This window comes from Corynebacterium sp., from assembly GCF_030532325.1.
In the GTDB taxonomy this organism is placed as follows: Bacteria; Actinomycetota; Actinomycetes; order Mycobacteriales; family Mycobacteriaceae; genus Corynebacterium.
In genome coordinates this window covers 96,743-120,998 of the sequence record NZ_JAUNLS010000003.1, presented here as the reverse complement: position 1 = coordinate 120,998, position 24,256 = coordinate 96,743, and the positions used below count along the sequence as shown (strand labels likewise).

The 24,256-nt window shown below is 64.2% G+C and carries 21 protein-coding genes and 1 tRNA gene; 12 read left to right on the top strand and 10 right to left on the bottom strand.

Features of this window, described 5'->3' with window-relative positions; genetic code table 11:
* Positions 1-50: 50 nt before the first annotated feature.
* Both Q4E25_RS02895 and Q4E25_RS02890 read left to right on the top strand, forming a co-directional pair.
* Entirely contained in the window at positions 51-1,082 is a 1,032-nt protein-coding gene (locus tag Q4E25_RS02895) for a hypothetical protein (RefSeq protein WP_303153846.1), read from the top strand.
* Between the two features lie 10 nt (positions 1,083-1,092).
* Positions 1,093-2,205 carry a quinone-dependent dihydroorotate dehydrogenase gene (locus tag Q4E25_RS02890; protein ID WP_303153843.1) on the top strand — a complete coding sequence of 371 codons (1,113 nt, stop codon included), beginning with the start codon at positions 1,093-1,095 and terminating at the stop codon, positions 2,203-2,205.
* A 23-nt stretch (positions 2,206-2,228) separates the two neighbouring features.
* Here Q4E25_RS02890 and Q4E25_RS02885 read toward each other — a convergent pair whose 3' ends face one another.
* The gene (locus Q4E25_RS02885) at positions 2,229-2,630 is read right to left on the bottom strand and encodes a hypothetical protein (RefSeq protein WP_303153841.1); all 402 of its coding nucleotides are present in this window, start codon (positions 2,628-2,630) and stop codon (positions 2,229-2,231) included.
* A 21-nt stretch (positions 2,631-2,651) separates the two neighbouring features.
* A complete protein-coding gene (locus Q4E25_RS02880) occupies positions 2,652-3,188 on the bottom strand; it encodes a YbhB/YbcL family Raf kinase inhibitor-like protein (protein WP_303153838.1) in 537 nt (178 codons plus the stop codon).
* A 286-nt stretch (positions 3,189-3,474) separates the two neighbouring features.
* Here Q4E25_RS02880 and Q4E25_RS02875 point away from each other — a divergent pair.
* Positions 3,475-3,560: transfer RNA gene (locus Q4E25_RS02875), tRNA-Leu, on the top strand.
* A 143-nt stretch (positions 3,561-3,703) separates the two neighbouring features.
* On the opposite strand, the gene Q4E25_RS02870 is transcribed toward Q4E25_RS02875, so the two are convergent.
* Together Q4E25_RS02870 and Q4E25_RS02865 are read right to left on the bottom strand one after the other, a co-directional pair.
* Positions 3,704-5,371 (bottom strand): HNH endonuclease signature motif containing protein, encoded by a 1,668-nt coding sequence (locus Q4E25_RS02870; RefSeq protein ID WP_303153837.1) that lies wholly within the window; start codon positions 5,369-5,371, stop codon positions 3,704-3,706.
* Between the two features lie 172 nt (positions 5,372-5,543).
* Positions 5,544-6,179: a DedA family protein gene (locus Q4E25_RS02865; RefSeq protein ID WP_303153835.1), complete on the bottom strand. Its 636-nt coding sequence runs from the start codon at positions 6,177-6,179 to the stop codon at positions 5,544-5,546.
* A gap of 138 nt (positions 6,180-6,317) precedes the next feature.
* Here Q4E25_RS02865 and Q4E25_RS02860 point away from each other — a divergent pair, with 138 nt between their 5' ends.
* Positions 6,318-7,034, top strand: a complete 717-nt coding sequence (locus Q4E25_RS02860) for a TVP38/TMEM64 family protein (protein WP_303153834.1) — start codon at positions 6,318-6,320, stop codon at positions 7,032-7,034.
* A 123-nt stretch (positions 7,035-7,157) separates the two neighbouring features.
* Positions 7,158-7,730 (top strand): MarR family transcriptional regulator, encoded by a 573-nt coding sequence (locus tag Q4E25_RS02855; protein WP_303153831.1) that lies wholly within the window; start codon positions 7,158-7,160, stop codon positions 7,728-7,730.
* 18 nt (positions 7,731-7,748) lie between these two features.
* Here Q4E25_RS02855 and Q4E25_RS02850 read toward each other — a convergent pair whose 3' ends face one another.
* The gene (locus tag Q4E25_RS02850; RefSeq protein ID WP_303153828.1) at positions 7,749-8,588 is read right to left on the bottom strand and encodes a DUF3097 domain-containing protein; all 840 of its coding nucleotides are present in this window, start codon (positions 8,586-8,588) and stop codon (positions 7,749-7,751) included.
* A 33-nt stretch (positions 8,589-8,621) separates the two neighbouring features.
* On the opposite strand from Q4E25_RS02850, the gene Q4E25_RS02845 reads away from it, so the two are divergent.
* Positions 8,622-9,410, top strand: coding sequence for a hypothetical protein (locus tag Q4E25_RS02845; RefSeq protein WP_303153825.1), 789 nt, complete (start codon positions 8,622-8,624; stop codon positions 9,408-9,410).
* 22 nt (positions 9,411-9,432) lie between these two features.
* Here the strand turns inward: Q4E25_RS02845 and Q4E25_RS02840 are convergent, their stop codons facing one another.
* The 3 genes from Q4E25_RS02840 to Q4E25_RS02830 form a co-directional block, all read right to left on the bottom strand.
* On the bottom strand, positions 9,433-10,512 hold the full coding sequence (locus Q4E25_RS02840) for a ferrochelatase (protein ID WP_303153822.1): 1,080 nt from the start codon (positions 10,510-10,512) through the stop codon (positions 9,433-9,435).
* 30 nt (positions 10,513-10,542) lie between these two features.
* Positions 10,543-12,429: a DIP1281 family NlpC/P60 protein gene (locus Q4E25_RS02835; RefSeq protein ID WP_368502598.1), complete on the bottom strand. Its 1,887-nt coding sequence runs from the start codon at positions 12,427-12,429 to the stop codon at positions 10,543-10,545.
* Positions 12,430-13,828: 1,399 nt separating this feature from the next.
* Entirely contained in the window at positions 13,829-14,308 is a 480-nt protein-coding gene (locus tag Q4E25_RS02830; protein ID WP_303153818.1) for a DUF6676 family protein, read from the bottom strand.
* Positions 14,309-14,689: 381 nt separating this feature from the next.
* On the opposite strand from Q4E25_RS02830, the gene can reads away from it, so the two are divergent.
* From can to Q4E25_RS02810, 4 genes are all read left to right on the top strand, one after another.
* Positions 14,690-17,506, top strand: a complete 2,817-nt coding sequence (can, locus tag Q4E25_RS02825) for an aconitate hydratase (RefSeq protein ID WP_303153816.1) — start codon at positions 14,690-14,692, stop codon at positions 17,504-17,506.
* Between the two features lie 162 nt (positions 17,507-17,668).
* Positions 17,669-18,298, top strand: coding sequence for a TetR/AcrR family transcriptional regulator (locus Q4E25_RS02820; RefSeq protein ID WP_303153814.1), 630 nt, complete (start codon positions 17,669-17,671; stop codon positions 18,296-18,298).
* Between the two features lie 90 nt (positions 18,299-18,388).
* Positions 18,389-19,165: a hypothetical protein gene (locus tag Q4E25_RS02815; protein WP_303153812.1), complete on the top strand. Its 777-nt coding sequence runs from the start codon at positions 18,389-18,391 to the stop codon at positions 19,163-19,165.
* A 59-nt stretch (positions 19,166-19,224) separates the two neighbouring features.
* Positions 19,225-20,031, top strand: a complete 807-nt coding sequence (locus tag Q4E25_RS02810; RefSeq protein WP_303153810.1) for a hypothetical protein — start codon at positions 19,225-19,227, stop codon at positions 20,029-20,031.
* Here Q4E25_RS02810 and Q4E25_RS02805 read toward each other — a convergent pair.
* Positions 19,997-20,665, bottom strand: coding sequence for an NAD(P)-binding oxidoreductase (locus Q4E25_RS02805; protein WP_303153808.1), 669 nt, complete (start codon positions 20,663-20,665; stop codon positions 19,997-19,999). The genes Q4E25_RS02810 and Q4E25_RS02805 overlap by 35 nt on opposite strands.
* Positions 20,666-20,777: 112 nt before the next feature.
* On the opposite strand from Q4E25_RS02805, the gene Q4E25_RS02800 reads away from it, so the two are divergent.
* Positions 20,778-21,047, top strand: coding sequence for an ACT domain-containing protein (locus Q4E25_RS02800; protein WP_303153805.1), 270 nt, complete (start codon positions 20,778-20,780; stop codon positions 21,045-21,047).
* Positions 21,048-21,049: 2 nt separating this feature from the next.
* A complete protein-coding gene (locus Q4E25_RS02795) occupies positions 21,050-22,414 on the top strand; it encodes a PFL family protein (protein ID WP_303153803.1) in 1,365 nt (454 codons plus the stop codon).
* Between the two features lie 67 nt (positions 22,415-22,481).
* On the opposite strand, the gene Q4E25_RS02790 is transcribed toward Q4E25_RS02795, so the two are convergent.
* Positions 22,482-24,113, bottom strand: a complete 1,632-nt coding sequence (locus Q4E25_RS02790) for an ABC-F family ATP-binding cassette domain-containing protein (protein WP_303153800.1) — start codon at positions 24,111-24,113, stop codon at positions 22,482-22,484.
* Positions 24,114-24,256 lie beyond the last annotated feature (143 nt).

Here is a 24,256-nt window from a genome sequence, read left to right as displayed (position 1 = left end):
TGCTGATAGGATGGTCAATCGTGATTGCTCGGTCCTTAAAACAGAAGATTGTGCCCGTTGCGCTGCTGGCCAGCGCGCTGAGCGTGGCCGCGTGCCAAAGTACCGTTGGCGTGGGCTCTGACCCCAAATCCGCCGTGCAGGGCGACGCCACACCAGCCTCCTCCCCGCAGCATTCCGGCGAGGACAAGCCCGCCGGCACGCTGGTGGACTTTCCGGCCGAGGTCAGCGACATGGCCGTGGTCGATGAGATCCTGGCGGTGCGCTCAGCGGAGTCCTTGAGCATCGGCACCGCCGCGGACTTCTCCGCCCAGGAGGCCACTGAGCTCCCCGTGAACAAGGAGTGCGGTGACCTCACCGCTTCGGACAAGCACTTCGTGCTGGCCTGCGGCGACAGAGTCTTGCTCATCGATCCGGGCGCCCCGGACTCCCCGCAGGAGATCGCCATGGAGGAGGACTCCCCCGTCACCGTTGCCGCGGAGCTTTCCACCGGCGAGCTCTTCGTCGGCTCACACGAGTCCACCACCATTGCCCTGTATAAGGACGGCGCCCGCGAGGACGACCTCTCCGTGGAGGACGGATCCGACCAGCTCATCCCGGTGCCCAACGCCTCCGGGCCGGACAGCCTGGTGCGCATGCTGCGCGCGGACTCCACCGTGCAGACCGTGGACTGGCAGAATGACCGCGCCGGTGGCCGCCTGCGCGTGGGGCAAGGTGTGGGCCAGATCTCCGCCGGCGAGGGCTCCGTGGTGGTGGCCTCCGATGTGGTGGGCAAGCGCCTGGCCATTTACACCGCCGATGACGTCGTGCGTCTGCACCAGTACGGCAACACTGAGGGCACGCCCTGGGCCGTGGCCTGGGACTCCCCGCGCCAGCTGGCCTGGGTTACCACGACGGACAATAACCAGCTGCACGCCTATAAGGTGGCCAGCGGCGTCCCGGAGCTGTCTGGCACGCTGCTGACCATCAAGGATGCTCAGAACATTGCCGTGCTTGGCGACGGCACCCTGGTCACCGCCTCCGCCACCGGCGATGGCCTCCAGTTCATCACCCCCGACACGCTCGACGGCGAGCTTGAGAAGTAAAGGTCACGACATGCAGGAAACCTTCAGCCACCGCGTGCGCCGCAACGCCTACCAGCTTGCCTTGCGCGGAATGTTCCGCCTGGATCCCGAGCGCATCCACGGCATCATCAACCAGGGCCTGCACGTAGTGCAGTCCATCGGCCCCCTCAACCGCGCGATGGCCAAGGTCATCGCGGTCAACGATCCGGTCTTGGAGCAGACGGTCTTTGGCGTCACCTTCCCGCGCCCGCTGGGCCTGGCCGCGGGCTTTGATAAGAACGCCGCGGCTGCCGACGCCTGGACGGCCGTCGGCTTCGGCTACGCCGAACTGGGCACCATCACTCCCCGCCCGCAGCCGGGCAACCCGGCCCCGCGGCTGTTCCGTCTCAAGGCCGACAAGGGAATTCTCAACCGGATGGGCTTCAACAACGAGGGCGCGGAGCACGCAGCGCGCAACCTGCGCAAGCGCCGCTACTCGGATGTCATTGGAATCAACATTGGCAAGAACAAGGTCACGGAGGCGGACCACGCGGTGGATGACTACCGCATGACCGCTTCCGTGCTGGGCGATCTTGCCGATTACGTCGTGGTCAACGTCTCCTCCCCCAACACCCCGGGCCTGCGCGACCTGCAGGCGGTGGAGTCTCTGCGCCCCATCATGGAGGCCGTGGTGGAATCCACCTCCTCGCCGGTGCTGGTGAAGATCGCCCCCGATCTCTCCGACGAAGACATCGACGCCGTGGCCGACATGGCCGTCGAGGTGGGCCTGGCGGGCATCGTGGCGACCAACACCACCATCTCCCGCGAGGGTCTGCGCACCCCGGCCGCCGAGGTTGAGGCCATGGGCGCGGGTGGTGTCTCCGGCCCGCCGGTGGCCGCGCGTTCTCTCGAGGTGCTCAAGCGCCTGCACGCCCGCGTGGGCGAGAAGCTGGTGCTCGTCTCGGTGGGCGGTATCAGCACCCCGCAGCAGGCCTGGGAACGCATCGCTGCGGGTGCGAGCCTGCTGCAGGGCTATACCGCGCTCATCTACGGCGGCCCGGACTGGATCCGCGATATCCACCGCGGCATCGCCCGACAGATCCGCCTGCACGGCCTGCGCAACATTTCCGAGGCCGTAGGCTCCGGTCTGGAGTGGCGGGACTAGCGCCGGCTTATCCCGGCTGGGCCCTATGAGACCCGGCCGTGCGCTGTGCGGCGGATGATCAGCGCGCAGATCAGCGCGGCGCCGGCATAAAGAAAGAGCATGTACTGCCCCATGGTGGTGAGAACCACGTGGGGCAGTAGCATGCTGCCCGCGATGAGTACAACGGCGATCACCAGTGCGATCACTTGCGTGCGGCTGGCCTTTTGATCGCGGCGCTGCGTGGCGAAGGCACCCACGAGCAGCGCCGCCACGACGAGCGCCAGGTTGCGCCACGTCCAGTCGAAGCTGGCGCCGAAGCCATCGCGCAGCATGGACACAACACCCATGAGAAGCAGAACGGCTGCGAGGCTGAGAAAGGCCCCGCCGATGCGGAGCCCCACGGGGATGTCTACGCCGCTAGAATCAGTCCTTGGAGAATCAGTCATTCTGCGGAGTCTACTGGGTGACTAGGTGGTCTCGTACCATCCCCACACAATGGCACGGCCCAGCGTGTGGAAGTAGAGGTTGAAGCCCAGCACGGTGGGGGTGGACTCGGGGTCGATGTCGAGCTTCTCCACGTCCACGGCGTGCACGGCGTAGAGGTAGCGGTGCGGGGCGTGACCGGCCGGCGGGTTCGGCCCGTAGTAGGTGCGCTGGCCGGAGTCACCGCGCAACGATACCACGCCCTCGATACCGAGATCCTCGGCGGAGCCGGCGCCCGTGGGTAGCTCGGTGGTAGCGGCCGGAATGTTGAAGGCGGCCCAGTGCCAGAAGCCGGAGCCGGTGGGCGCGTCCGGGTCGAAGCAGGTCACGGCGAGGGATTTGGTACCCTCCGGCAGATCGGACCACGCCAGCTGCGGGGAAACGTTGCTCGGGGCACGGAAGCGCTCGCCGATCTCCTCACCGTCCTGCAGATCAGTAGAACTCAGCGGGAAGCTGGGCACGTCACCGAGGGGTGCGTAGGGGTCGGGGCCAGGGAAACGATCATCGATGTAGGAAGTCATGGATCCCTTTGTACCGGATTGCGCCGACGCGTGACGCGAGCCACGGGCAACACCGAGACCGGCCGAGCGCACAGCACCACGCATGTGCCGCCCAACCACTCCGCAGTCTCCTCTCAGCAGTCGCCCAACAACTGCTCTTCACCCGAGTTACATCGCTGTTCTTTATGACGCACATACTCGCCCATTTCTGTAGCCATTTTCCTGCCCCTAGCTGCAGATTTGTTTATTACACGCGCTTCACGCTACAGTATTCAAGTGCCCAGCCGAGAGGCTGAACAAACACCCAGCCCGGGTGGCGGAATGGCAGACGCGCTAGCTTGAGGTGCTAGTGTCCTATTAACGGACGTGGGGGTTCAAGTCCCCCCTCGGGCACAGATGAGAGTCCCGGTTTACCGCACAATGACGCGGTGAGCCGGGACTTTCGCATGCGCGACGGCCCCTTCTCCTTCCAGCCGGTTCTTCGGTTCTTCTTTTCCTTCCTCTTTTCCTTCTCTCCTCTTTTCCAACCTCTTCCTCTAGGCCACGTCGGGTGGCGGCTGACATGTTGCACCGCCTTTCCGCGTGTTCGTTGTCCCTCTCCGGTCTGCCGGGGCCGGTCCTCTCTGCTTGTCTCCCGGTTCATCTCTAGGTTTGTCTCCCAGCGGGCTTTCCTTGTTGCCGTGCTTCCCGCCGCGGTCCCGGTGCTTATCCTTGCGCTCATCCTTAGCTCTGGATTTCTCCGCCGCCCTACGCCCCGGCGCCTTCTGGGCCGCGGGGGAATCGTTGAAGCGCAACGGCTGCCCCGGCGCCCTGAACCCAACTCGTCCGGTATCGGGATCTCGCTCGGCGTGACCCATATTGCGGAAGCCATCTTGGGCGTCGTTGTTATCCACGTGATGACCCCGGCACTGAAGCGTCAGGTTGGCCAAGTTCGTCGGCCCGCCGCGCGTCCAAGCTTGCACATGGTGCACTTCGCACTCCGTCCACGGCTTATCGCAGCCCTCATGCGAGCACACCAGCTCCTTTACTGCGAGTGCCAGCTTCTGCCACACGGTGGCTCGCCTCACGGCATAGCCCATGTCCAGCGGGTGCCCATTGCGGTCCACTATGCAAAAGAGGTCATTGTCCGCCAAGCCCAACCGCAAAATATCCAGCGCGGACAGCTCTACGCCGACGTTGGTGGCAAAACGGGTGTATTCGTCCACGCCTTCCAGCTCATCCATCGTGGCTGCGACCAGAATAGACCGCAATCCCCTGCTCGCGCCCTGGGCTCGCTCCTGCTGGTTCTGCAGAAAGGAATCCATAACCACTGTGAGGTGATCCGCCATTTTCTGTCTATAGGTGCGCTTATCCTCCTGCCCTACTGCAGGGTTGAGGGTGGTTAGCTTCCCTGGGGCAAAGATGGCGTTAAACATCGCCGCGGCGTGCGGTTCTAAATACGCGCTGACCCAGATGCCGCCATCCTGATCCGGACGCGAGGCCTTGAGGAAGCGCTTCGGGATCGCATTGCCCAACTGGCCGCGCGTGGACTTGTTCGCCTGCCTGATGGCATCCCGCAGCCACTGCCGCAGTTCCATCCCACTTAGCACGTGCGCCTTGAGAGTGGCCTGCTCGCGCAACTCGGCCGGCCCAGGCGTGGCTCCTTCGTTGAGGTTGCGCAGTTGGTCCTCAATAAGCTTGATGATGTGCGGCGGCAGGGGCTTTTTGAGCATCTCCTCGCGCCGCTTCCTCTCGGCCTCACGCTCCCGTTCCTCGCGCTCTTGACGTTCCCGCGCCTTACGCTCACGCTCCGCGCGGGCCGCATTCTCATCACCCAGCTGCTCATCCTGCGACTCCCCACCTGCCGCCGGATCAGGCTGTTCTGACTGCGACGACCCCAGGGACTCCTCCAGGGAACCGAAGAGCTTCCTGCCGGCGTCGAGGCGGGCCTGGGCTTCCTGATAGGGAATGCCCAAGCGTTGCTCTAGATAGTCGTCCGCCCGCGAGGAGCTGACGTGCCGGCCGGCATCGTCACGCTCCGCAATGAAAGCAAAGGATGCATCGATGATCCCCTTGAAAGACTGCATCGCCTCGAAGTCTTCGAAGCCCTGGCGCACTCTCCCGAAGTACACGTCAGAGGGGTCCTGCATCAGCGTATGTAGGCCAGACAGCGCCTTCGACGCAGTGGCCAGCAGCTCATTGATGCGCTCGTGCTTATCGTGCATGTTCCCCCCTCGGTGTTCGCCTATGCGTTCTATCCTAGCGCGTAAACCCTCCGCGTCAAGACCAGATTCGAACACATCTTCGCGCGTCAAATTGAGCCCAACCCGCCAGTAAAGCACAGCCACCAGACAAGCAGCCTCGAACAGGGAAGGTGGGCAGACCCACCTCCTGCAGCTAGTCCGAGTCAACCGCGGCGGCGCCGCGCTGCTTCTGCGCGTAGCCAAGCACACCCTTGACCGCGATGGGCAGCACCGAGACGAAGACCACGAGCACCATAATCTTGTCGATGGAATGTGCGATACCCGGGATGTTGCCCAAGAAAACCCCCACCATGGTCATCGACAGCACCCACAGCACAGCGCCCGAGACATTCCAGCCCACGAAGTCCTTATAGCGCATCTGCGCCGTGCCGGCGGCCACCGGGATAAAGGTCCGCACAATCGGCACAAAGCGCCCCAGCACCAGCGCTACCGGTCCGTGCGCGCGAAAGAACTCCTCCGCCGCCGTGAGGTGCTCCAGCTTGAGCAGGCGCGCGTCCTTCGAGAATAATCCGCGCCCGTACCTATGCCCTATCCCATAGCCCACCTGGTCACCTACGACGGCAGCCATCACGCCCACCGCAAGGAGGGCCCAGACGGAGACACGGAGGTCGTCGTGAAGCATAGCCGCGCTAACCAGAAGGGAATCGCCAGGAAGAAAGGGGAAGAGTACCCCGGACTCAATAAAGACCACCACCGCGGTACCCACCAGCACCCAGGGGCCAAAGGACGCGAGCAGTGTGCCGGCATCCATGTAGGAAAGAAGATTCATGGCGCACATCCTAAGCCTGTACGCTGGCAGCATGCAGTAGCGGAGATCCATCTGCGGGCATGTTATGCCCAACTCCACAGCTTTTGCGCAGGCTCGTCGCGTGCGCCGAACAGCGCGGCGGGACTAAGCTGACTGCCCATGTCAACGTTTGCTTCCTGGACACGCAGCTTCGGACGTTTCCTACAGTCGCTGGCGCGCTCCGCAGGCCAGGCCATGGCGGTGTGGTCGTGGAAGCGCTGGGTGACGGTCATCCTGGCGGCGTTGGCCCTTATCCTTGCGCTGATGTTTGTGGATATCCCGGACATGGTGGCGCTGCGCCGCTGGGCAGAACACCTTGGCCCGTGGTTTGTTGTGGCTTTTACCGCAGCCTATGTCTTTTTTACTCAGTTTCCCTTTCCCCGTACGTTCTGGACCGTCGCGGCGGGCGTGCTCTTCGGACCCTGGCTGGGGCTGGGCATCGCGCTGGTGGCCCTGACTATCTCGGCCACGCTCTCACTGCTCATCGTCCGCAGGCTGCTGGGCTCCTGGATTCGCCCGCACCTCACCCACCCCGCGGTGTTTAAGATCAACGCGCGCTTGGAGCGGCGCGGCTGGCTGGCGGTGGCCTCCCTGCGCATGGTGGCCGGCGTGCCCTTCTCGCTACTGAACTACGTCGTGGCGCTGACCCCGATTCCGCTGGCGCAGTTCACGGTAGCCACGCTGATCGGTTCCATCCCCACCACGGCCATCGGCGTCTTCTTCGGAGACACGCTCACCAGTGGTTTCAGCCCGGGCGTTGTGGCGGCGCTGGTGGTCTTCGCGCTGCTGGGCGCGGGCGGCCTCTACGCGGATACTCGCCTGCCCGCCCGGCCCTAAACATGCCTTCACCCCCGGGCTATTCCGGCAAGTCAAGCGCTGATTCCGGACTTTGAGCGTTAAACTAAACGGGTAGGCACGTGAAAGCAGTAGCGCAAAGCCATCAAGCATTAAGGAGGAAGCGTGCTCGCAGTTCATGCTCGCTATCGAGGGCGTTCCGTACGCCGCGCAGAATTGGTGCAGCGCTCTGCGGCTGCGCTGAGCACCCTCGATGGCGTTGGCGAGTTCCAGGTGCTCGGCGTGGAGGATATCTGCGCGGTGGCGTACTCGGCGTCGTCAGTGTGCGACGTCGTCATGGCACTGCTTGCCGACGGCGATTGGGCCATCGGCATCGGCATCTCACCGGGACAGCGCGGCGATGAGGAGAGCGCTCGCGCGGTGGCCACGGCCTCGCTCAAGGGCGCGGCGCGCGCGGGACAGGTCTACGCCAAGATCAGCAAGCGCGGCCGAGCCTCCGAGGCTAGCGACATCGCCGCGGCGTTCGCGCTGCTGGGCTTCGTGCTCGCCAAGCGCACCATGGAGGGCCGCGAGGCTACCTCGCTGGTGCGCGCGGGGCTTAACCAGAACGAGGCAGCGGAGGAGCTAGGCATTTCTAAGCAGGCCATGTCCCAGCGCCTGCAGGCGGCGGGCTGGGCGGCTGAGATGGCTGGTTGGCAGCTCGCGGTCAACCTCATCGAGCGCGCCAATACGCCCTAGCGCGCAGCGCCGACACCCCTAGAGTAGGTCTTCCTTCCGCAGCTGCGGGGTGGTCACGAAGTCCACCAGACGCTCCACTGCGCCGATGAGGCTGGAATCGAGATCGCGGAAGGAGTTAACGGCGTTGTAGACACGGCTCCACCCCTCCTTCGGGTCGCTCCAGCCCAGGCGCTGACAGATGCCCGTCTTCCAGTCCTCGCCATAGGGCACCTCGGGCCAGGCGCGCATGCCGAGGCGCTCGGGCTTGACAGCGGCCCAGATATCGATGAAGGGATGTCCGGTCACCAGAACGTGCTCGCCGAGACGCTGGGTCATCCGCGTCTCCTTGGAGCCCTCCACCAGGTGATCGGCCAGCACGCCGACGCGACGGCCGGGCCCGGGATGGAATTCCGCCAGCCGCTCCTCAAGGTTGTCCAAACCCTCGAGGTACTCCACCACCACGCCCTCGACGCGGAGATCGTGACCCCAGACCTTCTCCACAATGGCGGCGTCGTGAATGCCTTCGACCCAAATGCGGGACGGTGCTGCGACCTTTGCCTCGACGTTGGCCACGCGCCGCGAGCCCGAGTTGGAGCGGCGCGGCGCTTGCTTTTCCACGTAGCGCGTCAGCGTGACGGGCTGGCCCTCGAGCAGGAATCCGCCCTTGACGAGCTTGAAAACCCGCTCGTTGTCATAGCGATCCGCCAGCCTGACCACCGGGCCCCACGCGGTCTTGTCGACGCCCATCACAGCACCAACGAAGTCCGTCCCGCGCACCTCGACCACCATGCCGGGCTCGGCGGGGACCTCCGGGTACTCGGGTGTGCGGCTGCGGGCATGTCCGGCGAAGATGTCGCCTGCATAAGGGTCTGTACTCATAGCTCACTAGCCTATCGAGTAGACTTGCCCGCCATGGATATGCGCGCCGAGGTGTGGTCACCCTTGCAAAATACTGCCGTCTGGCTAGGTGCCTGGCTGTGGGGACATGTCTCCGCCGACGATCTGCTCGAGGCGCTCACCGCGTTGGGCGGCGAGCACACCGTGGAGGAACGCGACGAGTACGGCAACGTGGAGCAGCTACCTTTCATCGATCTTCTCTCCGAACTGCGCACCGCCACTTCTGACATAATCTCGCGGCGCGAGCGCGAGCCGGTGCTCCGCGTCGTGCTGGGCGGGCCGGGCGAAGCCGTGGCTCTGCCCGCGGGCACCTCGGCCGGCCGCGCAGCGCAGTCGACGGGCGGCGCCATCGTGGTGCGCACCAACAATCCCAGCACTCACATTATCCTCACTACCCACAGCAGGCCCACTGGCACCAGCTGGCGGGTCTTTGATGAGGAGGCGCCGCTGCCCGCGCCCGCGTGGCTCAGCCCCGGCGAGGCCGATGCCCTCCTCAGCGCCGCCACCAACGAGGCAGCCGCGCTCATCGAGGCGCAAGGTTATGTCAGCACGGAGCTTAGCAACCCCCGGCTTACCGTGGGCACGCTCAGCGATTTCTACGACACCCCCGGGCTGCCCAGCTGCGTGCCGGGCCGCGCGGCCAAGCTCTTCGCGCGCGCCGACCGGGTGGCGGCTATCATAGAAACCGTCACCCAGCGGGCCGGGGATCACCGCTACGATCCCCAGCTCTTCCGTCTGTGGCGCCACATCCGCCAGGCCCGCATAGCTGGTGTGTCTTATGCGCTCAGTGACTTCCCCCGCTAGCGCCCACTCCTAGCGCCAATGCCTAGTGGCCGCGGCGCAGCGAACGGATATCGCAGCAGCCCTCGGCGCAGGGCGCGCCGTTGACGGTGCACCCCTGCACGGTGACCTCGCCCAAGGATTCCGGGGCCTTGCCCTGCTCCAGCTCATCCACCAGATCCACGATCATCGAGGCGAAGCGCTGGGAAGGCCCAGCCGTGCGGGCACGAGAGACTTGCACTCCCAGCTCCTCGGCGGCCTGAACCAGCTCGGTATCGAGGTCCCAGACCACCTCCATGTGATCGGAGATGAAGCCGATCGGACACACGGCAATGGCCTCAATGTGTTCCTCGCGGTGTAGCTGTGTGGTGTGATCCACGATGTCCGGCTCCAGCCACGGTGTGGCCGGGTTGCCGGAGCGCGACTGCCAGACGATGTCGTAGTCCTCGATGCCGGCGTGCTTGGCGACGAGCCGCGAAGCCTCGGCCACCTGGCGGGAGTACAGGTGCTTGTCCCCCTCCGCTCCGCCGACGGCGTCGTGCGCGGTGGGCACGGAGTGGGCGGTAAAGAGCACGCGGGAGCGCTTGCCTTCCGGAATGGCGGCGCAGGCCTCCCTAAGCGCCTCAGCCATTTCGGCGATGAACTTCGGGTGATCAAAGAACTGGCGCAGCTTGGTAAAGGTCATGTCGACGCCGCACTCGGTACGGGCGACGTCGTCTAGCGCGGCAATGTCTTCGTCGTACTGCCGGCAAGCGCTGTAGCCGCCCCACGCCGAGGTGGCAAAGACCGCGACGTTGCGCACGCCATCAGCGGCCATCTGCTTGACCGCCTCCGCCCCGAAGGGGTGCCAGTTCCGGTTACCAAAGTAGACCGGTAGATTATGTCCGCGGTTCTTCAGCTCCTGCTCAACGTTGGCAATGATCTCCCGGTTGAGTTTGTTGAGCGGGCTGACCCCGCCAAAGTGAAAATAGTGCTCGCCAACCGCCTCGAGCCGCTCGCGCGGAATGCCGCGACCGCGCGTAACGTTCTCCAAAAACGGAACGACCTCCTCGTTTCCTTCCGGGCCACCGAAAGAAAGAACGAGGAGGGCGTCGAAGCTGCGGTTGGTCTGTTGTGCGTCAGTCATACCGCAACTTTACCAACCTGAGGTTGGGGCTTAGAGGAGGCGCACGGCGTACGGGCTCATGCCCGCCCAGCGCACTGGGCTGATCTGCACCGTGGAGCCAGACTGAGGTGCCTCAATCATGGTGCCGTCGCCAAGATAGATTGCTACGTGCTGTTCTGCGTTCGGCCCGTAGAAGATGAGGTCGCCGCGCTGCATTTCGCTCGGGCTGACCTTGGTTCCCTTTTGGTACTGGTAACCGGTGTAGTGCGGCAGAGAGATGCCCGCAGCGGCATAGGCGTACAGGGTCAGGCCGGAGCAGTCGAAGCCCACCTTGTTGTAGTCGCCGTAGGAGTCCGCCACACCACCATCGCGAATGCCCTTCGTCGGACCGTTGGCGTTGCCGCCGCCCCAGGCGTAGGGCACGCCGATCTGCGACTTCGCGCGAGCGATGACCGCCTCGATTTTGGCCTCGCGGCTGGCATCGCCCAGGGCACCCGTGGCTTCATCGGTTACCGAGTCGGTGGTGCCGAGATCCTCAAGCACGCCGCCGACCTCGCTGTCGACGCCGTCACTCGCGCCGCTTCCGCCACCCTGCAGGGCGGCCAGGCGTGAGGAGCCCTGCGCCAAGGAATTCAGCTCGTCTTTGGTCAGCCCGGTGTGGTTCGGCTCGGAGGCGGCAATGATCGCCACTGCCGCACCGATGGCACCGGCACCCAGCGCGATGGTGTCCATGTCGATGCTCGAGCTTCCACCTTCGAAGCCGCGCGAGGAGAGCTCCTGCACGTTGGGATCCGAGGAAAGCTTGACCGCCCCGTCGATGACGTTCTTGACGTCGGAGGCAGAAACCTGCGGGGAGCCCTCTGCCTGGTACTGGCGGGTGACTTCCTCGGCCTGGGCCGGATCCTGCGCCGGGGCCTGAGCTTCAGCGACGGTGGCCGGAGCCTGCCCTGCCGGGGCCTCGGCGGCAGCACCATTGTGCTCTGCCGATGCCTCGGGCGCGACATTCTCAGCCGCCTCGGGCGCGACACCCGTGGCTGCCTCTGCCGGGACCTCGACGGTGGATGCTGGGTCCTGCGCCGGGGCGCCCTGGCCGGTGTTCGCCTCGACGGCCTGCTGATCCGTCAAGGCATTTGGCTTGACGTTAGCATCGGCGGGGTTGCCGCCCTTCTCCTCAGTATCCAGCCCCTTGGCTTGATTTAGCGCTTTAGTGAGGGAGCTAAGCTGAGAGAGGAGATCCTCGCGTTCCTTGCTGGCGGATTCGACGTCAGTCTGCGACTGCGCCAGCTGCTCACGGGCGCTGCGCTCCGCCTCATCGGCTCGCGCCTCACGCTCTTCGGCGAGCTGCTGGGTCTTGCGCAGCTGTGACTCCTTGTTTGCCTTTTCCGTGCGCTGCTTTTGCAGCTCGTCGATGACCCCTTGCTGCTGGGTCGAGCGGGTGCGCAGCATCGCCTGGCGCTCAAGCTTTTCCGCACGAGCCTCGCGGCCCGAGAGTGCGGAGACCGAGTCAGAGTTGGCGCTGCGCCGGTACGCCGAGCGGGAGATCTCATTCATCTTCTCCTGCGCCTCAGTGACGCTGTCTTGCGCCGCGTCGAGCTCGCCGCGCGCGGTCTCGGTGCCGCGACGGGCCTGCTCGGCCTGAGTACGGGCGTCCTGCAGATCCACGAGCGCGCGGTTCACGGCCTCCCGGCGGGTGCCGATCGTCGCCTCCGCCTGCGCGATCTGATCTTCGATGGCCGCGATAGCGCCGGCCAGATCAGAAATCGAGGGGTTGCTCGAGGAAAGCAGTTGCTTCACGTCGATGGGTTCGTGCTCCTGCGCTACTGCGGGAGTCATCGTTGAAACGGTGGACAACGTCGCGGTAGTCGCGACGGCGGCTAGAAAGGCGCGCACACGCCGAAAGCCAAAAGCTGTGGTGGCCACGAGGTATCTCCTAGTCACCCACCTGACAGTGGAATCGCCGCACTACCCCGCCGTCTCCGATGGGCACGCATTGCCTGCGCCGCACACAGGACCGCGAATCGCACAATGCAGTTCCTGGCGCCGATGAGGCAGTGCCGCCGGCGTGAGCCATGCCTGTCACGGTAAACAGATGTCACCGCAAGCAGAAGCGGGTACGCCGCAAGGTCTCGCCCCTGCCGCCGCATAGGCAGACAGAAGGAGTCTCGATCTTCAAAGGGAGGATTTACTCTACAGCGATGGGAGTCCAGGGGCCGCTGCTAGCCCGTATGAGCCGTCTGCCAGACCGCGGCTACCTTGTCGCTCTTGCGCCACAGCGTCACTAGGTCCTGCCGCGCGGATGTCGTACGTCCGCGCCGCCGGCGTCCTACTGGAGGGCGCAGCGTCTGCCACGATCTGACCACAGCCCGCACGAGGCGGACCCAGCACTAGAACACGTCCCGTCTCTTCCGTACTCCGCGCTCGCCTTCAGCGATGCGGGCCGGGCGCAGATCTCCGCGCGCAAACCTGGCCGGCACTCCTCGTGCGGCGTCGCGCGGCGCGCTGTCGCTTCCCCGGATGATGCCCGTGGATGGCCCGCCCGGCGCTCGTTGGCGCGGCGGCGAAGCCTTTCCCGGCGGACATCACAGGGGGACTCGGCAGAGCGTTGCCTGGACGGTGTGTCCCCAACAAGTCAGTGGGTGTGATGAAAGTGAAAGTTTTCGAACACTGGTATCGACCACGTTGTCTTCTCGCCGGCGTTGCGGTGTGTCCCCGCGACATTCGCGGCCCTCATGTGCCAGACGGTGAACCCCAATCCTGTGATGCGCTCGTGGCGTGCTTCCCCACATACCCGTGCGTCGTCTCGATTGAGAGTCAAGGCTTGGCCCATGAACGTTTGGAACAAGAATCAACCCGTGAGTCGATACGTGAACCATACGTCACCGACACACCTATCCGCACACTTTCCTCAAAATTCACACGAGTTCAGTCGCGCCACAGGGCGTTACTGGGTTACCTAACCTGCAACGATTTTGTTACAGATCCGTGATTGTGAGCTTCATCACTCTTGGGAATATCTACCCTCCCCCACTGCACCCCACAGTCCCTCTCGGAACCACTCCCCCGCTTGTGCGTCAAGGCAGGGTGGTTGACCATGCTGGCCACTTCCCCACTGCCCGAGCGTGACAGGAGGAGAGCGGCAGTCCATCGCGAACCTACTTCTCTGCCTCGCGGGCACCTCGCCGCGCCGCTACAAGTCGCCCTACCCCACTGGCTCTCCGACGAGGCTCGCCGCGCTTTACGACGCCCCCGACAGACTTGCTTTCCCCCTCGTGCACGTCGTCGAAGCGCTCTCGGCGGGATGCTTTCTCGAACAAAACACCCGCCGATCGGCTACCTTCTAGGCCGGTCCCGCGGCGCCGCGGGTCACGCGCGCGGCGCGCCACGCCGCCCACCCCGCGGCGATCAAGAGACAGAAAATCGGGACCAGGATGAGCTCCCAGTGGACCTGAAATCCGTCAACACTTCCATAGAAGCGATCGAGGAGATCGGTCTGCACCAAGCCCGGCTCCAGTCCCCGTTGCGCCGATTCGAGCGCCGCACGATCATAGGACTCGCTGACAGCTGAGACCCGGGAGGGCGCTTGGACAATCATAGTATCGAGGCCGGTACGCTCCTGGAGCGCCGTGGCGAGGTCGCGCACGTCGGCCGGACGGTCTGGGTACAGGTCCGCCACCGCGATGCCGTGGCCAGGGCGCAGCGCCTCAACAACCGGTGCTTGAGCCTCTAAATCTAGCGCAAGGGCTTGATTTGAGTAGGCTACCCCATCCTCCTGGAGCTGGCGGGCCAGCCCATCAATGTCCACGCCCTCTGGAAGCATGGCCACCTCTCTTCAGTACAACACGGCAAAACGGCGGAAGAACGCTCAAAGTAGAACTGCCATGAACCTAGCGCGTCGCGGGCAGGGGTAGCGCCACGACGCGCCGATACCCCTGAATGGGATGAAACAGAACGCACGTACTGTTATAGTCACAGCAGGCGATAGTTCTAACCACTACTATGGACTAAGAACCTTCGCGTTCTTCTCGCTTCACCGAGCCTTCACACTTGTGAGCCAGGAGCCAACGCACTCCTTATATATAAGGGATAGTTTCATAGCCCCGAGAGTGCCGCCGCCACCGAGCCCACCAAGCAAGGCACGGAAGGAAGCACGACAACAGAACATATTTATACGTTCTACCAACAAGGAATGGAGCTCCCTGTGACTGAAAGCCTGAACTCCTTCGGTGCCAAGAAGACTCTTGATGTCAACGGAAAGTCCTATGAGTACTTTGACATCAACGCAGTCGAGGGCCTGGAGAAGCTGCCCTACTCGCTCAAGGTGCTTGCTGAGAACCAGCTGCGCTTCGAAGACGGCAAGAATGTGACCAAGGATCACATCAACGCCCTGGCAAACTGGGATCCGTCCGCTGAGCCGGATACCGAGATCCAGTTCACCCCGGCACGTGTGCTGATGCAGGACTTCACCGGCGTCCCCTGTGTCGTCGACCTTGCCACCATGCGCGAAGCCATCACCGCCCTGGGCGGCAAGCCCGAGCAGGTGAACCCGCTTAACCCGGCCGAGATGGTTATCGACCACTCCGTTATTACTGAGGCCTTCGGCTCCCCCGAGGCCCTTGAGAAGAACGTTGCCATCGAGTACGAGCGCAACGAGGAGCGCTACCAGTTCCTGCGCTGGGGTGCTGAGAACTTCTCCAACTTCCGCGTTGTTCCTCCGGGAACTGGCATTGTTCACCAGGTCAACATCGAGTACCTTTCCCGCGTTGTCTTCGACAACGACGGTCTGGCTTACCCGGATACCTGTATTGGTACTGACTCCCACACCACCATGGAAAACGGCCTGGGCATCCTGGGCTGGGGCGTCGGCGGCATCGAGGCAGAGGCCGCCATGCTGGGCCAGCCGGTGTCCATGCTTATCCCGCGCGTCGTGGGCTTCAAGCTGACCGGCGAGATTCCGGTGGGCGTTACTGCTACCGACGTCGTTTTGACCATCACCCAGATGCTGCGCGAGCACGGCGTTGTTCAGAAGTTCGTCGAGTTCTACGGCAATGGTGTTAAGTCCATCCCGCTGGCCAACCGCGCCACCATCGGCAACATGTCCCCGGAGTTCGGCTCCACCGCCGCTATCTTCCCGATCGACGAGGAGACCATTAAGTACCTCGAGCTGACCGGCCGTCCGACCGAGCAGATCGAGCGCGTCGAGGCTTACGCCAAGGCTCAGGGCATGTGGCTGGAGCAGGACGCTCCGGAGGTTGAGTACTCCGAGTACCTCGAGCTGGACCTCAGCACCGTCGTTCCGTCCATCGCTGGCCCGAAGCGCCCGCAGGATCGCATCGTCCTCTCCGAGGCTAAGGAGCAGTTCCGCAAGGATCTGCCCACCTACGCCACCGGCGAGGTTTGCGTTGACGAGTCCAGCGTTGAGGCTAAGCGTATGACCGCTGAGGGTGCTGACGATAACTCCCTCGTCGACGTCACCGGCGGCCTGAACCAGTCCCGCGCTGGTGAGGGCGAGTCCGCAGCAAAGGGCGCTAGCGGCCGTCAGTCCAACCCGGTCATCGTCACCTCCCCCAACGGCGGCGAGTTCACCCTGGACCACGGCATGGTTGCTATCGCCTCCATCACCTCCTGCACCAACACCTCCAACCCGTCCGTCATGGTCGGTGCTGGCCTCATCGCCCGCAAGGCTGCTGAGAAGGGCCTGAAGTCCAAGCCGTGGGTCAAGACCATTTGCGCTCCGGGCTCCCAGGTTGTGGACGGCTACTTCCGCCGTGCAGATCTCTGGAAGGACCTGGAGGCCATGGGCTTCTACCTCTCCGGCTTCGGCTGCACCAGCTGCATCGGCAACTCCGGCCCGCTGCCGGAGGAGATTTCCGACGCCATCAATGAGCACGACCTGGCTGCCACCGCAGTCCTGTCCGGTAACCGTAACTTCGAGGGCCGCATTTCTCCAGACGTCAAGATGAACTACTTGGCCTCCCCCATCATGGTCATCGCTTACGCTATTGCCGGCACCATGGACTTCGATTTCGAGACCCAGCCGCTGGGCCAGGATCAGGACGGCAACGATGTCTTCCTCAAGGACATCTGGCCTTCCTCCCAGGAGATCGAGGAGACCATCCAGTCCGCCATTTCCCGCGAGCTCTACGAGGCCGACTACGCCGACGTCTTCAAGGGCGACGACGCATGGCGCAACCTGGACGTTCCGGAGGGCGAGACCTTCAAGTGGAACGAGGACTCCACCTACATCCGCAAGGCACCTTACTTCGACGGCATGCCGGCTGAGCCGAACCCCGTTGAGGACATCAAGGGCGCACGCGTGCTGGCCAAGCTGGGCGATTCGGTCACCACCGACCACATCTCCCCCGCTTCCGCCATCAAGCCGGGCACCCCAGCCGCTCAGTACCTCGACGCCAACGGCGTTGCTCGCCAGGACTACAACTCCCTGGGTTCCCGCCGTGGTAACCACGAGGTCATGATGCGCGGTACCTTCGCCAACATCCGTCTGCAGAACCAGCTGGTTGACGTCACCGGTGGCTACACCCGTGACTTCACCCAAGAAGGTGGCCCGCAGGCCTTCATCTTCGATGCTTGCGAGAACTACAAGGCCGCGGGCATCCCGCTGGTCGTCCTCGCCGGCAAGGAGTACGGCACCGGTTCCTCCCGTGACTGGGCTGCGAAGGGCACCAACCTGCTTGGCGTGAAGGCCGTCATCACCGAGTCCTTCGAGCGCATCCACCGCTCGAACCTCATCGGCATGGGCGTCATCCCGCTGCAGTTCCCGGAGGGCGAGTCCCACGAGTCCCTCGGCCTGGACGGCACCGAGACCTTCGACATCGAGGGCATCACCGCCTTCAATGACGGCGGCATCCCGAAGTCCGTTCACGTCACCGCCACCAAGGAGTCCGGCGAGACCGTCGAATTCGACGCCAAGGTCCGCATCGACACCCCTGGTGAGGCCGAGTACTTCCGCCACGGCGGCATCCTGCAGTACGTGCTGCGCCAGATGGTTAAGTCCTAAGTCCTAGGGCTTCCTGCCATCACCACGCCTGAGCTCTCCTGGGGCTGAGGCACCGGCTTCGGCCGACTGAAGGCCAGCCGGCAACATCGATTGCTGGCTGGCCTTCCTTAATTCTTTTCTCACTGATTTACCCACTTACTTTTCACCCGGAGGAGCGCCCCCATGCCCATCGTGAGCGATTCTGAGCTCAACCGACGCCGTCACGATATCCTCATGGGGGCGCGAAAGTGCTTCGCCGAGCACGGCTACGAGGGCGCTACCGTCCGCCTGCTCGAGGAGGCCACCGGGAAGTCGCGCGGCGCCATCTTCCACCACTTCGGGGATAAGGAATCGCTCTTCCTCGCCCTGGCTCGTGAAGACGCCGCCCGCCAGGCCGAGGTGGTGGCCAACAATGGTCTGGTCGAGGTCATGAGCGAAATGCTGCGCCACCCCGAGCGTCACGATTGGCTAGCCACCCGCCTCGAAGTGACCTCCATGCTGCGTACCGATCCCTCCTTTGCCGCGCGCTGGCGCGACCAGCAGGAGATCGTGGATCGCGCCGTGCGCACCCGCCTGGAAGCCAAGGCCGAGAAGGGGCGCATGCGTGATGACGCCTCCATTGACTCCCTCGTCCTCTTCTTGGAGACCTTCATGGACGGCTTCATCAACCGGCTCGCCCTCGGCGAGACCGAGCACCTCGAGGAGGTCCTCGACCTGGTGGAGCAGACGGTGCGTGGTTCCATTAACAGCCACGCGGCTGACAGTGTTGCTGACAGCGCCCAGCGCGGTGAGGAAGGCTCCGAGGAAAGCTAGGTCCCACACGGGAGCACTCACCCGGGCGCGGGGCGGAGTCTTCGGTACTCTAGGAGAGAACTGTTGCCTAGATCACCGCAGAGGATAGCCATGCCCCAGCCCCTCCGCCTGCCGCGCAGCGAGCTCCGGCCGCTGTCGGAGACCAGCAATACGCTCACCCCGACTAAGGACTCCAGCTACTACCATTCTGCGAACCCGCACCCCGATCTCAGCGGCTCGCACCAGGTTATTGAGTCCACCGGGCCTGCGCCGGGAGCGCGGGTCTCACTGCTATCCACCTTCGTCTACTTCTTTTTCCTCATCTTTGGCGTCTTTTTTGCTCTCATGGGCGGGGTGTTCAGCTGGTTTACGGGCGGATTTTCTGATTTTGATTGGCACGGCTTGTTCTTCGTTGGGCTTGGCCTGCTCTTCGCCTTCATCGGCGGCTTCCTTCTGATCCGGCAATCCAAGGAACGCACGCGCTTGGCCGCTGCCTGGCGCAACGGCTGGATCAGCTTCTACCCCGCCCTGGTGGGGGAAATCTACCTGCACCGCACCTACACCACGAGCTCAGATAACGGGGACACCACCCACTACATGTACAAGGCCCCACTGCTGGTGCTCTTCCCGGATGGTTCCATGAACCGCATGCACTCCTACGAGTTCCAGCTCAACCGCAGGCCCGCGTGGTATCGCAAGAGGGGATTTAATATGGCCGCCGGGCCGGACTCCGCCTTCGTGGACTTCAACGACAACAACGGCTGGGCCATTGTGGGCATCAATCACGCCCTCAACGAGCCGCGCGCGGAGCTCTCCACGGGCCTGAAGCGCGACCAACAGGAGGCGCTCTTTGCCTTCGCCGAGCAGAACTGGGTGCCCCAGCAATAGGCACAGCACATCACCACCGTCCGCACTGGACAATGAGCTGAAAGCACGAGCGTGACACCATGGCAGACTTCCTGATTACTCCGCTGCTGACGGGTGAGAAGACGATCAGCCCGCGCCTCATGCCGGGCAACAGGAGCGCAGTGCAGGAGAGGAACCCGCAGCCGCGGACTCCCCACGTGGCCCGTGCGCTGGCCCAGGCCGGATCTGCGCCCGGCGGGTTCAAGGCCACGGCCGAGGAGCTCAAGAACCCCAGAATCAGCTTCGGAGTATTCCTCGTGCTGTGGGTGCCCACAACGGTGGTCTTCCTCTTCGGGGAGTCCATCAAGCTCTGGGAATATGTGCTATTTACTGCCTTTTGCTTCTTCGTCCTCTACATCGCAGTGCGCGATTTTTGGCGTCTCACCGGTGGCCCGCGGCACTACCACGAGGCCTTCACGCACGGCTGGGTGAACTATTACCCTGCCCTGCTCAGCGAGTGTTGGTGCACGCTGCGCGACGGCGGCGAGGGTTCCCCGAACTACTACACCACCGCAGCCAAGGCGCGAGTGATCCTGCCCGACGGCCACGTGGAGGAAATCGTCACCGAGGACCTTGACTTCGGGAATCCGGAGCACGTGGAGGAGATCGGCTGTGTCGTCGTCGAAAGCGAGAAGGAGGCCACCTTCGCCCGCGACAACGGCTGGACGCTCGTCGCCTGCCTGGAGGGAAAGCCACTGAGCCAGGCCTCCGTGTGCCACGGTCTCAATGAAGAACAGATTGAAGCCGGGGTCAATGCTGCCTTGCGCCCCGGCTTCGACCCCCGATCGTTCACCCCCGATAGTTCACGGGCAGCTAGATATCGGCAACCTTGCCGTCGCCGTCGATGAACTCCAGCGGGGTGGCCGGGAAGGTGTCGCGGCCGACCACCTCGGTGACCACCTGGGCCACCAGCTCGCGGGAGGTCGTTGCCTCACGCGAGGGCTTATCGATGACCTCAATGCCCTGCGCGGGCTCCTCGGTCAGCGCCGCGGGGCCGAGGATGAGGTAGTTGAGATCCGTGGAGTTGAGCTTGTTGTCCACGTCCTTCTTTGCCTCCACGTAGGCGTACCAGGACTCGTCCGAGGGATCGGTGGTGTTCTTGGTGGCGCCCATGTAGGAAATCATGACGTAGCCGGGAACGTTCTTGCCCTCGGCCTTGAGCTTCTCCAGGGCCTCTATTGAGGCCAGTGCGGCGTCGCGGTCCACAGCCGTGGTGACCTCTGCTCCCGCGCGGCCGCCGTTGCCGGCGCCCCACACGACGACGTCATAAGCCGTGAGCAGCTCGGCCCAGTCCTCGACGCTGAGCTGGGTGACGTCGTAAAGCTCTGCCTGAGCGCCCAGCTTCTCGATGTCCTTCACCTGCTCCTGCTTGCGGATTAAGCTGTGGACCTCGTGCCCTGCCTCAGATAGCATCGGTGCAGCCAGAAGGCCTACTTTGCCGTGTCCGCCGATGTACAAAACTTTCTTCTGTGAATCAGTCATGGCCCCACCCTACGCGGGTGATCCGAGCGCGACCACCGTCCCCGCGCACGCCAGCGGCATCTGCGCCATGGCACACGCGAGCGTCACCGGGCGGGCAGCTAAGATAATCAGCATGATTGCCATCATGACCGTCACCGGTGTCGATAACACCGGAATCATCGCCGCCGTAACCACCAACCTCGCCGAGCTGGGCGTCAACATCGTCGACGTCTCCCAGACCCTCATGTCCGGGTTCTTCACCATGATTCTGCGTGTGGAATTCGATGAGCAGAAAGTGAGCCTTGAGCAGATCCAGGAGCGGATGAACACCGTGGGTGAAAAGATCAACCAGTCCATCCGCGTGCAGTCCGAGGCGCTGTTCACGGCGATGAATGAGATCTAGCCATGCTTAATCGTTTCAACACCACCAGCATCCTCGACACCATCGAGATGATCGAGAAGTACCGCCTCGACATCCGCACCGTGACCATGGGTATCTCCTTGCTCGGCTGCACCCGCCCCACCATGGAAGCCACCGCGCAGGCGGTCTATGACCTCGTGACCACCCGGGCCGCCCGCCTCGTCGAGGTTTGCGAGGGCATCGAGGCCGAGCTCGGCATTCCGATTGTGAATAAGCGCATCTCGGTGACCCCGGTCGCGCTCGTCGTCGCCGGCGTGGAGGGCAACCCCGTGGACGTGGCCCGCGCACTGGACAAGGCGGCCACCGAGACCGGCGTCAGCTTCGTCGGCGGCTACTCCGCCCTCGTGGAGAAGGGCGCGACCACCGCGGAGAAGAAGCTCATCCGCTCCATCCCAGAGGCCCTCAACGAGACCGGGGCTGTGTGCTCCTCGGTCAATATTGCCTCCTCCCGCGCAGGCATCAACATGAACGCCGCCGCGCAGATGGGTCGCATTGTCAAGGAGGCCGCCGAGCTCACCGCGGATCGCAGCGCCATCGGCTGCGCCAAGCTGGTGGTCTTTGCCAACGCCGTGGGCGATAACCCCTTCATGGCCGGCGCTTTCCACGGCGTCGAGGAGCCCGATTGCGTGGTCTCCGTCGGCGTGTCCGGCCCGGGCGTGGTGGACCGCGCCCTCGGCAGCCTCGAGGGGGCGAGCCTGGACCAAGTGGCAGAGGAAGTCAAGAAGGCCGCCTTCAAGATCACCCGGGCGGGCCAGCTGGTGGGCAACATGGCCTCCGAGCGTCTCGGGGTTCCCTTCGGCATCATCGATCTCTCCTTGGCCCCCACCGCGGAGTTGGGTGATTCCGTGGCCCACATCCTGGAGCACATGGGCCTGGACCAGGTGGGCACCCACGGCACCACCGCCGCCTTGGCCTTGCTTAACGACGCCGTGAAGAAAGGCGGCATGATGGCGTGCTCCCGCGTGGGCGGCTTGTCTGGCTCCTTCATCCCGGTCTCCGAGGACAAGGGCATGATCGACGCCGTACGCAGCGGCGCCATCAGCGTGGACAAGCTCGAGGCCATGACGTCGATCTGCTCGGTGGGCCTGGACATGATCGCCATCCCGGGCGACACCCCGGCCACCACCATCGCCGGCATGATCGCGGACGAGGCCGCCATCGGCGTGATGAACCATAAGACCACCGCCGTGCGCGTCATCCCTGCCCCAGGCACCAAGGCCGGTGACGAGGTCAACTTCGGCGGGCTCCTAGGCTACGCCCCGGTCATCCCCGTCAACGAGGTGGGTAACACCACCTTCATCGAGCGCGGCGGCTTCATCCCCGCGCCCGTGCACGGCTTCCGCAACTAGCGCCGCTTAGGCGATCCGGGCCAGCACCGCAGCGGCGCGCAGCAGCTCGCGGTGCGGACGGTGCCCATTAGGCTAGCTCCACGATTTCCATGTACTCGTCGCTCCACAGATCCTCGTCGCCGTCGGGCATGATGATGACGCGCTCGGGGTTGAGCGCCTTGACCGCGCCCGGATCGTGAGTGACCAGCACCACCGCACCCGTGTACGTGCCCAGAGCGTCGAGCACCTGCTCGCGGGACTGCGGGTCGAGGTTGTTGGTGGGCTCGTCGAGGAGCAGCACGTTGGCGCGGGAAGAGACCAGAGTGGCCAGCGAGAGGCGGGTCTTTTCACCGCCGGAAAGCGTGCCGGCAGGTTGCTCCAGCTTGTCGCCGGAGAACATGAAGGCACCGAGCAGTCCACGGAGATCCTGCTGGCCGGCGTCCGGGCAGGCGTCGATGGTGTTCTCCCACACCGTCTTATCCGGATCGATGTTGTCGTGCTCCTGGGCAAAGTAGCCAATGCGCAACCCGTGGCCGGTGACGATGCCGCCCTCGCCGTCGGTACGCTCCACACCCGCCAGGAGCTTGAGCAGCGTGGTCTTGCCGGCGCCGTTATAGCCCAGGACCACCACGCGCGAACCCTTATCAATAGCGAGGTCCACGCCGGCGAAGACCTCGAGCGAGCCATACATCTTGGTCAAGCCCTTGGCGTTCATTGGCGTCTTGCCGCAGGGCGCGGGCTCCGGGAACTTGATGTGGGCCACCTTATCGGCCACGCGAACCTCGTCCAGCTCGCTCATCATGCGGTCCGCACGCGCCAGCATCTGCTTGGCGGCGGCGGCCTTGGTGGCCTTCGCCCCCAGCTTGGCCGCCTGCTTCTGCAGGGCGGAGGCCTTCTTTTCCGCGTTGGCTCGCTCGCGGCGGCGGCGCGCCTCGTCGGTGGCGCGGGCGTCGAGGTACTTCTTGAAGCCCATGTTGTAGATGTCCGCCTCCCCGCGCACGGCGTCAAGGAACCAGATCTTGTTGCACACGGCCTCAAGCAAGTCGACGTCGTGGGAGATCATCACCAGGCCACCCTCGTGCTTGGCCAGGAAGCCGCGCAGCCACACAATCGAGTCCGCGTCCAGGTGGTTGGTGGGCTCGTCCAACAGCAGCGTGGTGCGGGACTTGCCGGAGCCCTCGGTGGCGGCAAAAAGAATCTGCGCCAGCTCGACACGGCGGCGCTGACCGCCGGAGAGCGTCTTGAGCGGCTGGTCCAGGATGCGCTGCGGCAGGCCCAGGTTATCGCAGATCTGGGCGCACTCGGCGTCGGCCTCGTAGCCGCCTAGCGCGTGGTACTCCTCTTCCAAGCGGGAGAACTTGCGGATGGCTTTATCGCGGTGGGAGTCGGACTCGGTGGTCTCCATAATCTCCTGCTGCTTGGCCATGCGGCGCTTGATCTGGTCGAGGCCGCGCGCGGAGAGTACGCGCTCGCGCGCGGTCTGCTCAATGTTGCCCTCGCGGGAATCCTGCGGCAGGTAACCAATGGGCCCGGAGCGCGTCACCGAGCCGCCATAGGGCTCGGTCTCCCCCGCCAAGATGCGCATGGTGGTGGTCTTTCCCGCGCCGTTGCGGCCCACCAAGCCAATGCGATCTCCCGGCTGCACGCGCAGGTGCTGGCCGGGTGCGTCCAGAAGCGTCCGTGCGCCGACGCGCACCTCGAAATCATTGGTCACAATCACGGGGGAAAATTGTACCAACCAGGCAAAAATAAGCTAAACGCCGCGATGCCCACGGCGGTGTGGCATGGTGCATCGCGGCGTCGCTAAGCACAGCTATGTCAGTGCCGATATGGACTACCGATATCGATTGCTGATATGGAGTG

Bases quoted from the DNA above. Each gene is read 5' to 3' on its own strand.
- Q4E25_RS02890 (WP_303153843.1), top strand. From the start codon at position 1,093: ATGCAGGAAACCTTCAGCCACCGCGTGCGCCGCAACGCCTACCAGCTT.
- Q4E25_RS02885 (WP_303153841.1), bottom strand. From the start codon at position 2,630: ATGACTGATTCTCCAAGGACTGATTCTAGCGGCGTAGACATCCCCGTG.
- Q4E25_RS02880 (WP_303153838.1), bottom strand. From the start codon at position 3,188: ATGACTTCCTACATCGATGATCGTTTCCCTGGCCCCGACCCCTACGCA.
- Q4E25_RS02870 (WP_303153837.1), bottom strand. From the start codon at position 5,371: ATGCACGATAAGCACGAGCGCATCAATGAGCTGCTGGCCACTGCGTCG.
- Q4E25_RS02865 (WP_303153835.1), bottom strand. From the start codon at position 6,179: ATGAATCTTCTTTCCTACATGGATGCCGGCACACTGCTCGCGTCCTTT.
- Q4E25_RS02860 (WP_303153834.1), top strand. From the start codon at position 6,318: ATGTCAACGTTTGCTTCCTGGACACGCAGCTTCGGACGTTTCCTACAG.
- Q4E25_RS02850 (WP_303153828.1), bottom strand. From the start codon at position 8,588: ATGAGTACAGACCCTTATGCAGGCGACATCTTCGCCGGACATGCCCGC.
- Q4E25_RS02845 (WP_303153825.1), top strand. From the start codon at position 8,622: ATGGATATGCGCGCCGAGGTGTGGTCACCCTTGCAAAATACTGCCGTC.
- Q4E25_RS02840 (WP_303153822.1), bottom strand. From the start codon at position 10,512: ATGACTGACGCACAACAGACCAACCGCAGCTTCGACGCCCTCCTCGTT.
- Q4E25_RS02830 (WP_303153818.1), bottom strand. From the start codon at position 14,308: ATGCTTCCAGAGGGCGTGGACATTGATGGGCTGGCCCGCCAGCTCCAG.
- Q4E25_RS02820 (WP_303153814.1), top strand. From the start codon at position 17,669: ATGCCCATCGTGAGCGATTCTGAGCTCAACCGACGCCGTCACGATATC.
- Q4E25_RS02815 (WP_303153812.1), top strand. From the start codon at position 18,389: ATGCCCCAGCCCCTCCGCCTGCCGCGCAGCGAGCTCCGGCCGCTGTCG.
- Q4E25_RS02810 (WP_303153810.1), top strand. From the start codon at position 19,225: ATGGCAGACTTCCTGATTACTCCGCTGCTGACGGGTGAGAAGACGATC.
- Q4E25_RS02805 (WP_303153808.1), bottom strand. From the start codon at position 20,665: ATGACTGATTCACAGAAGAAAGTTTTGTACATCGGCGGACACGGCAAA.
- Q4E25_RS02800 (WP_303153805.1), top strand. From the start codon at position 20,778: ATGATTGCCATCATGACCGTCACCGGTGTCGATAACACCGGAATCATC.
- Q4E25_RS02795 (WP_303153803.1), top strand. From the start codon at position 21,050: ATGCTTAATCGTTTCAACACCACCAGCATCCTCGACACCATCGAGATG.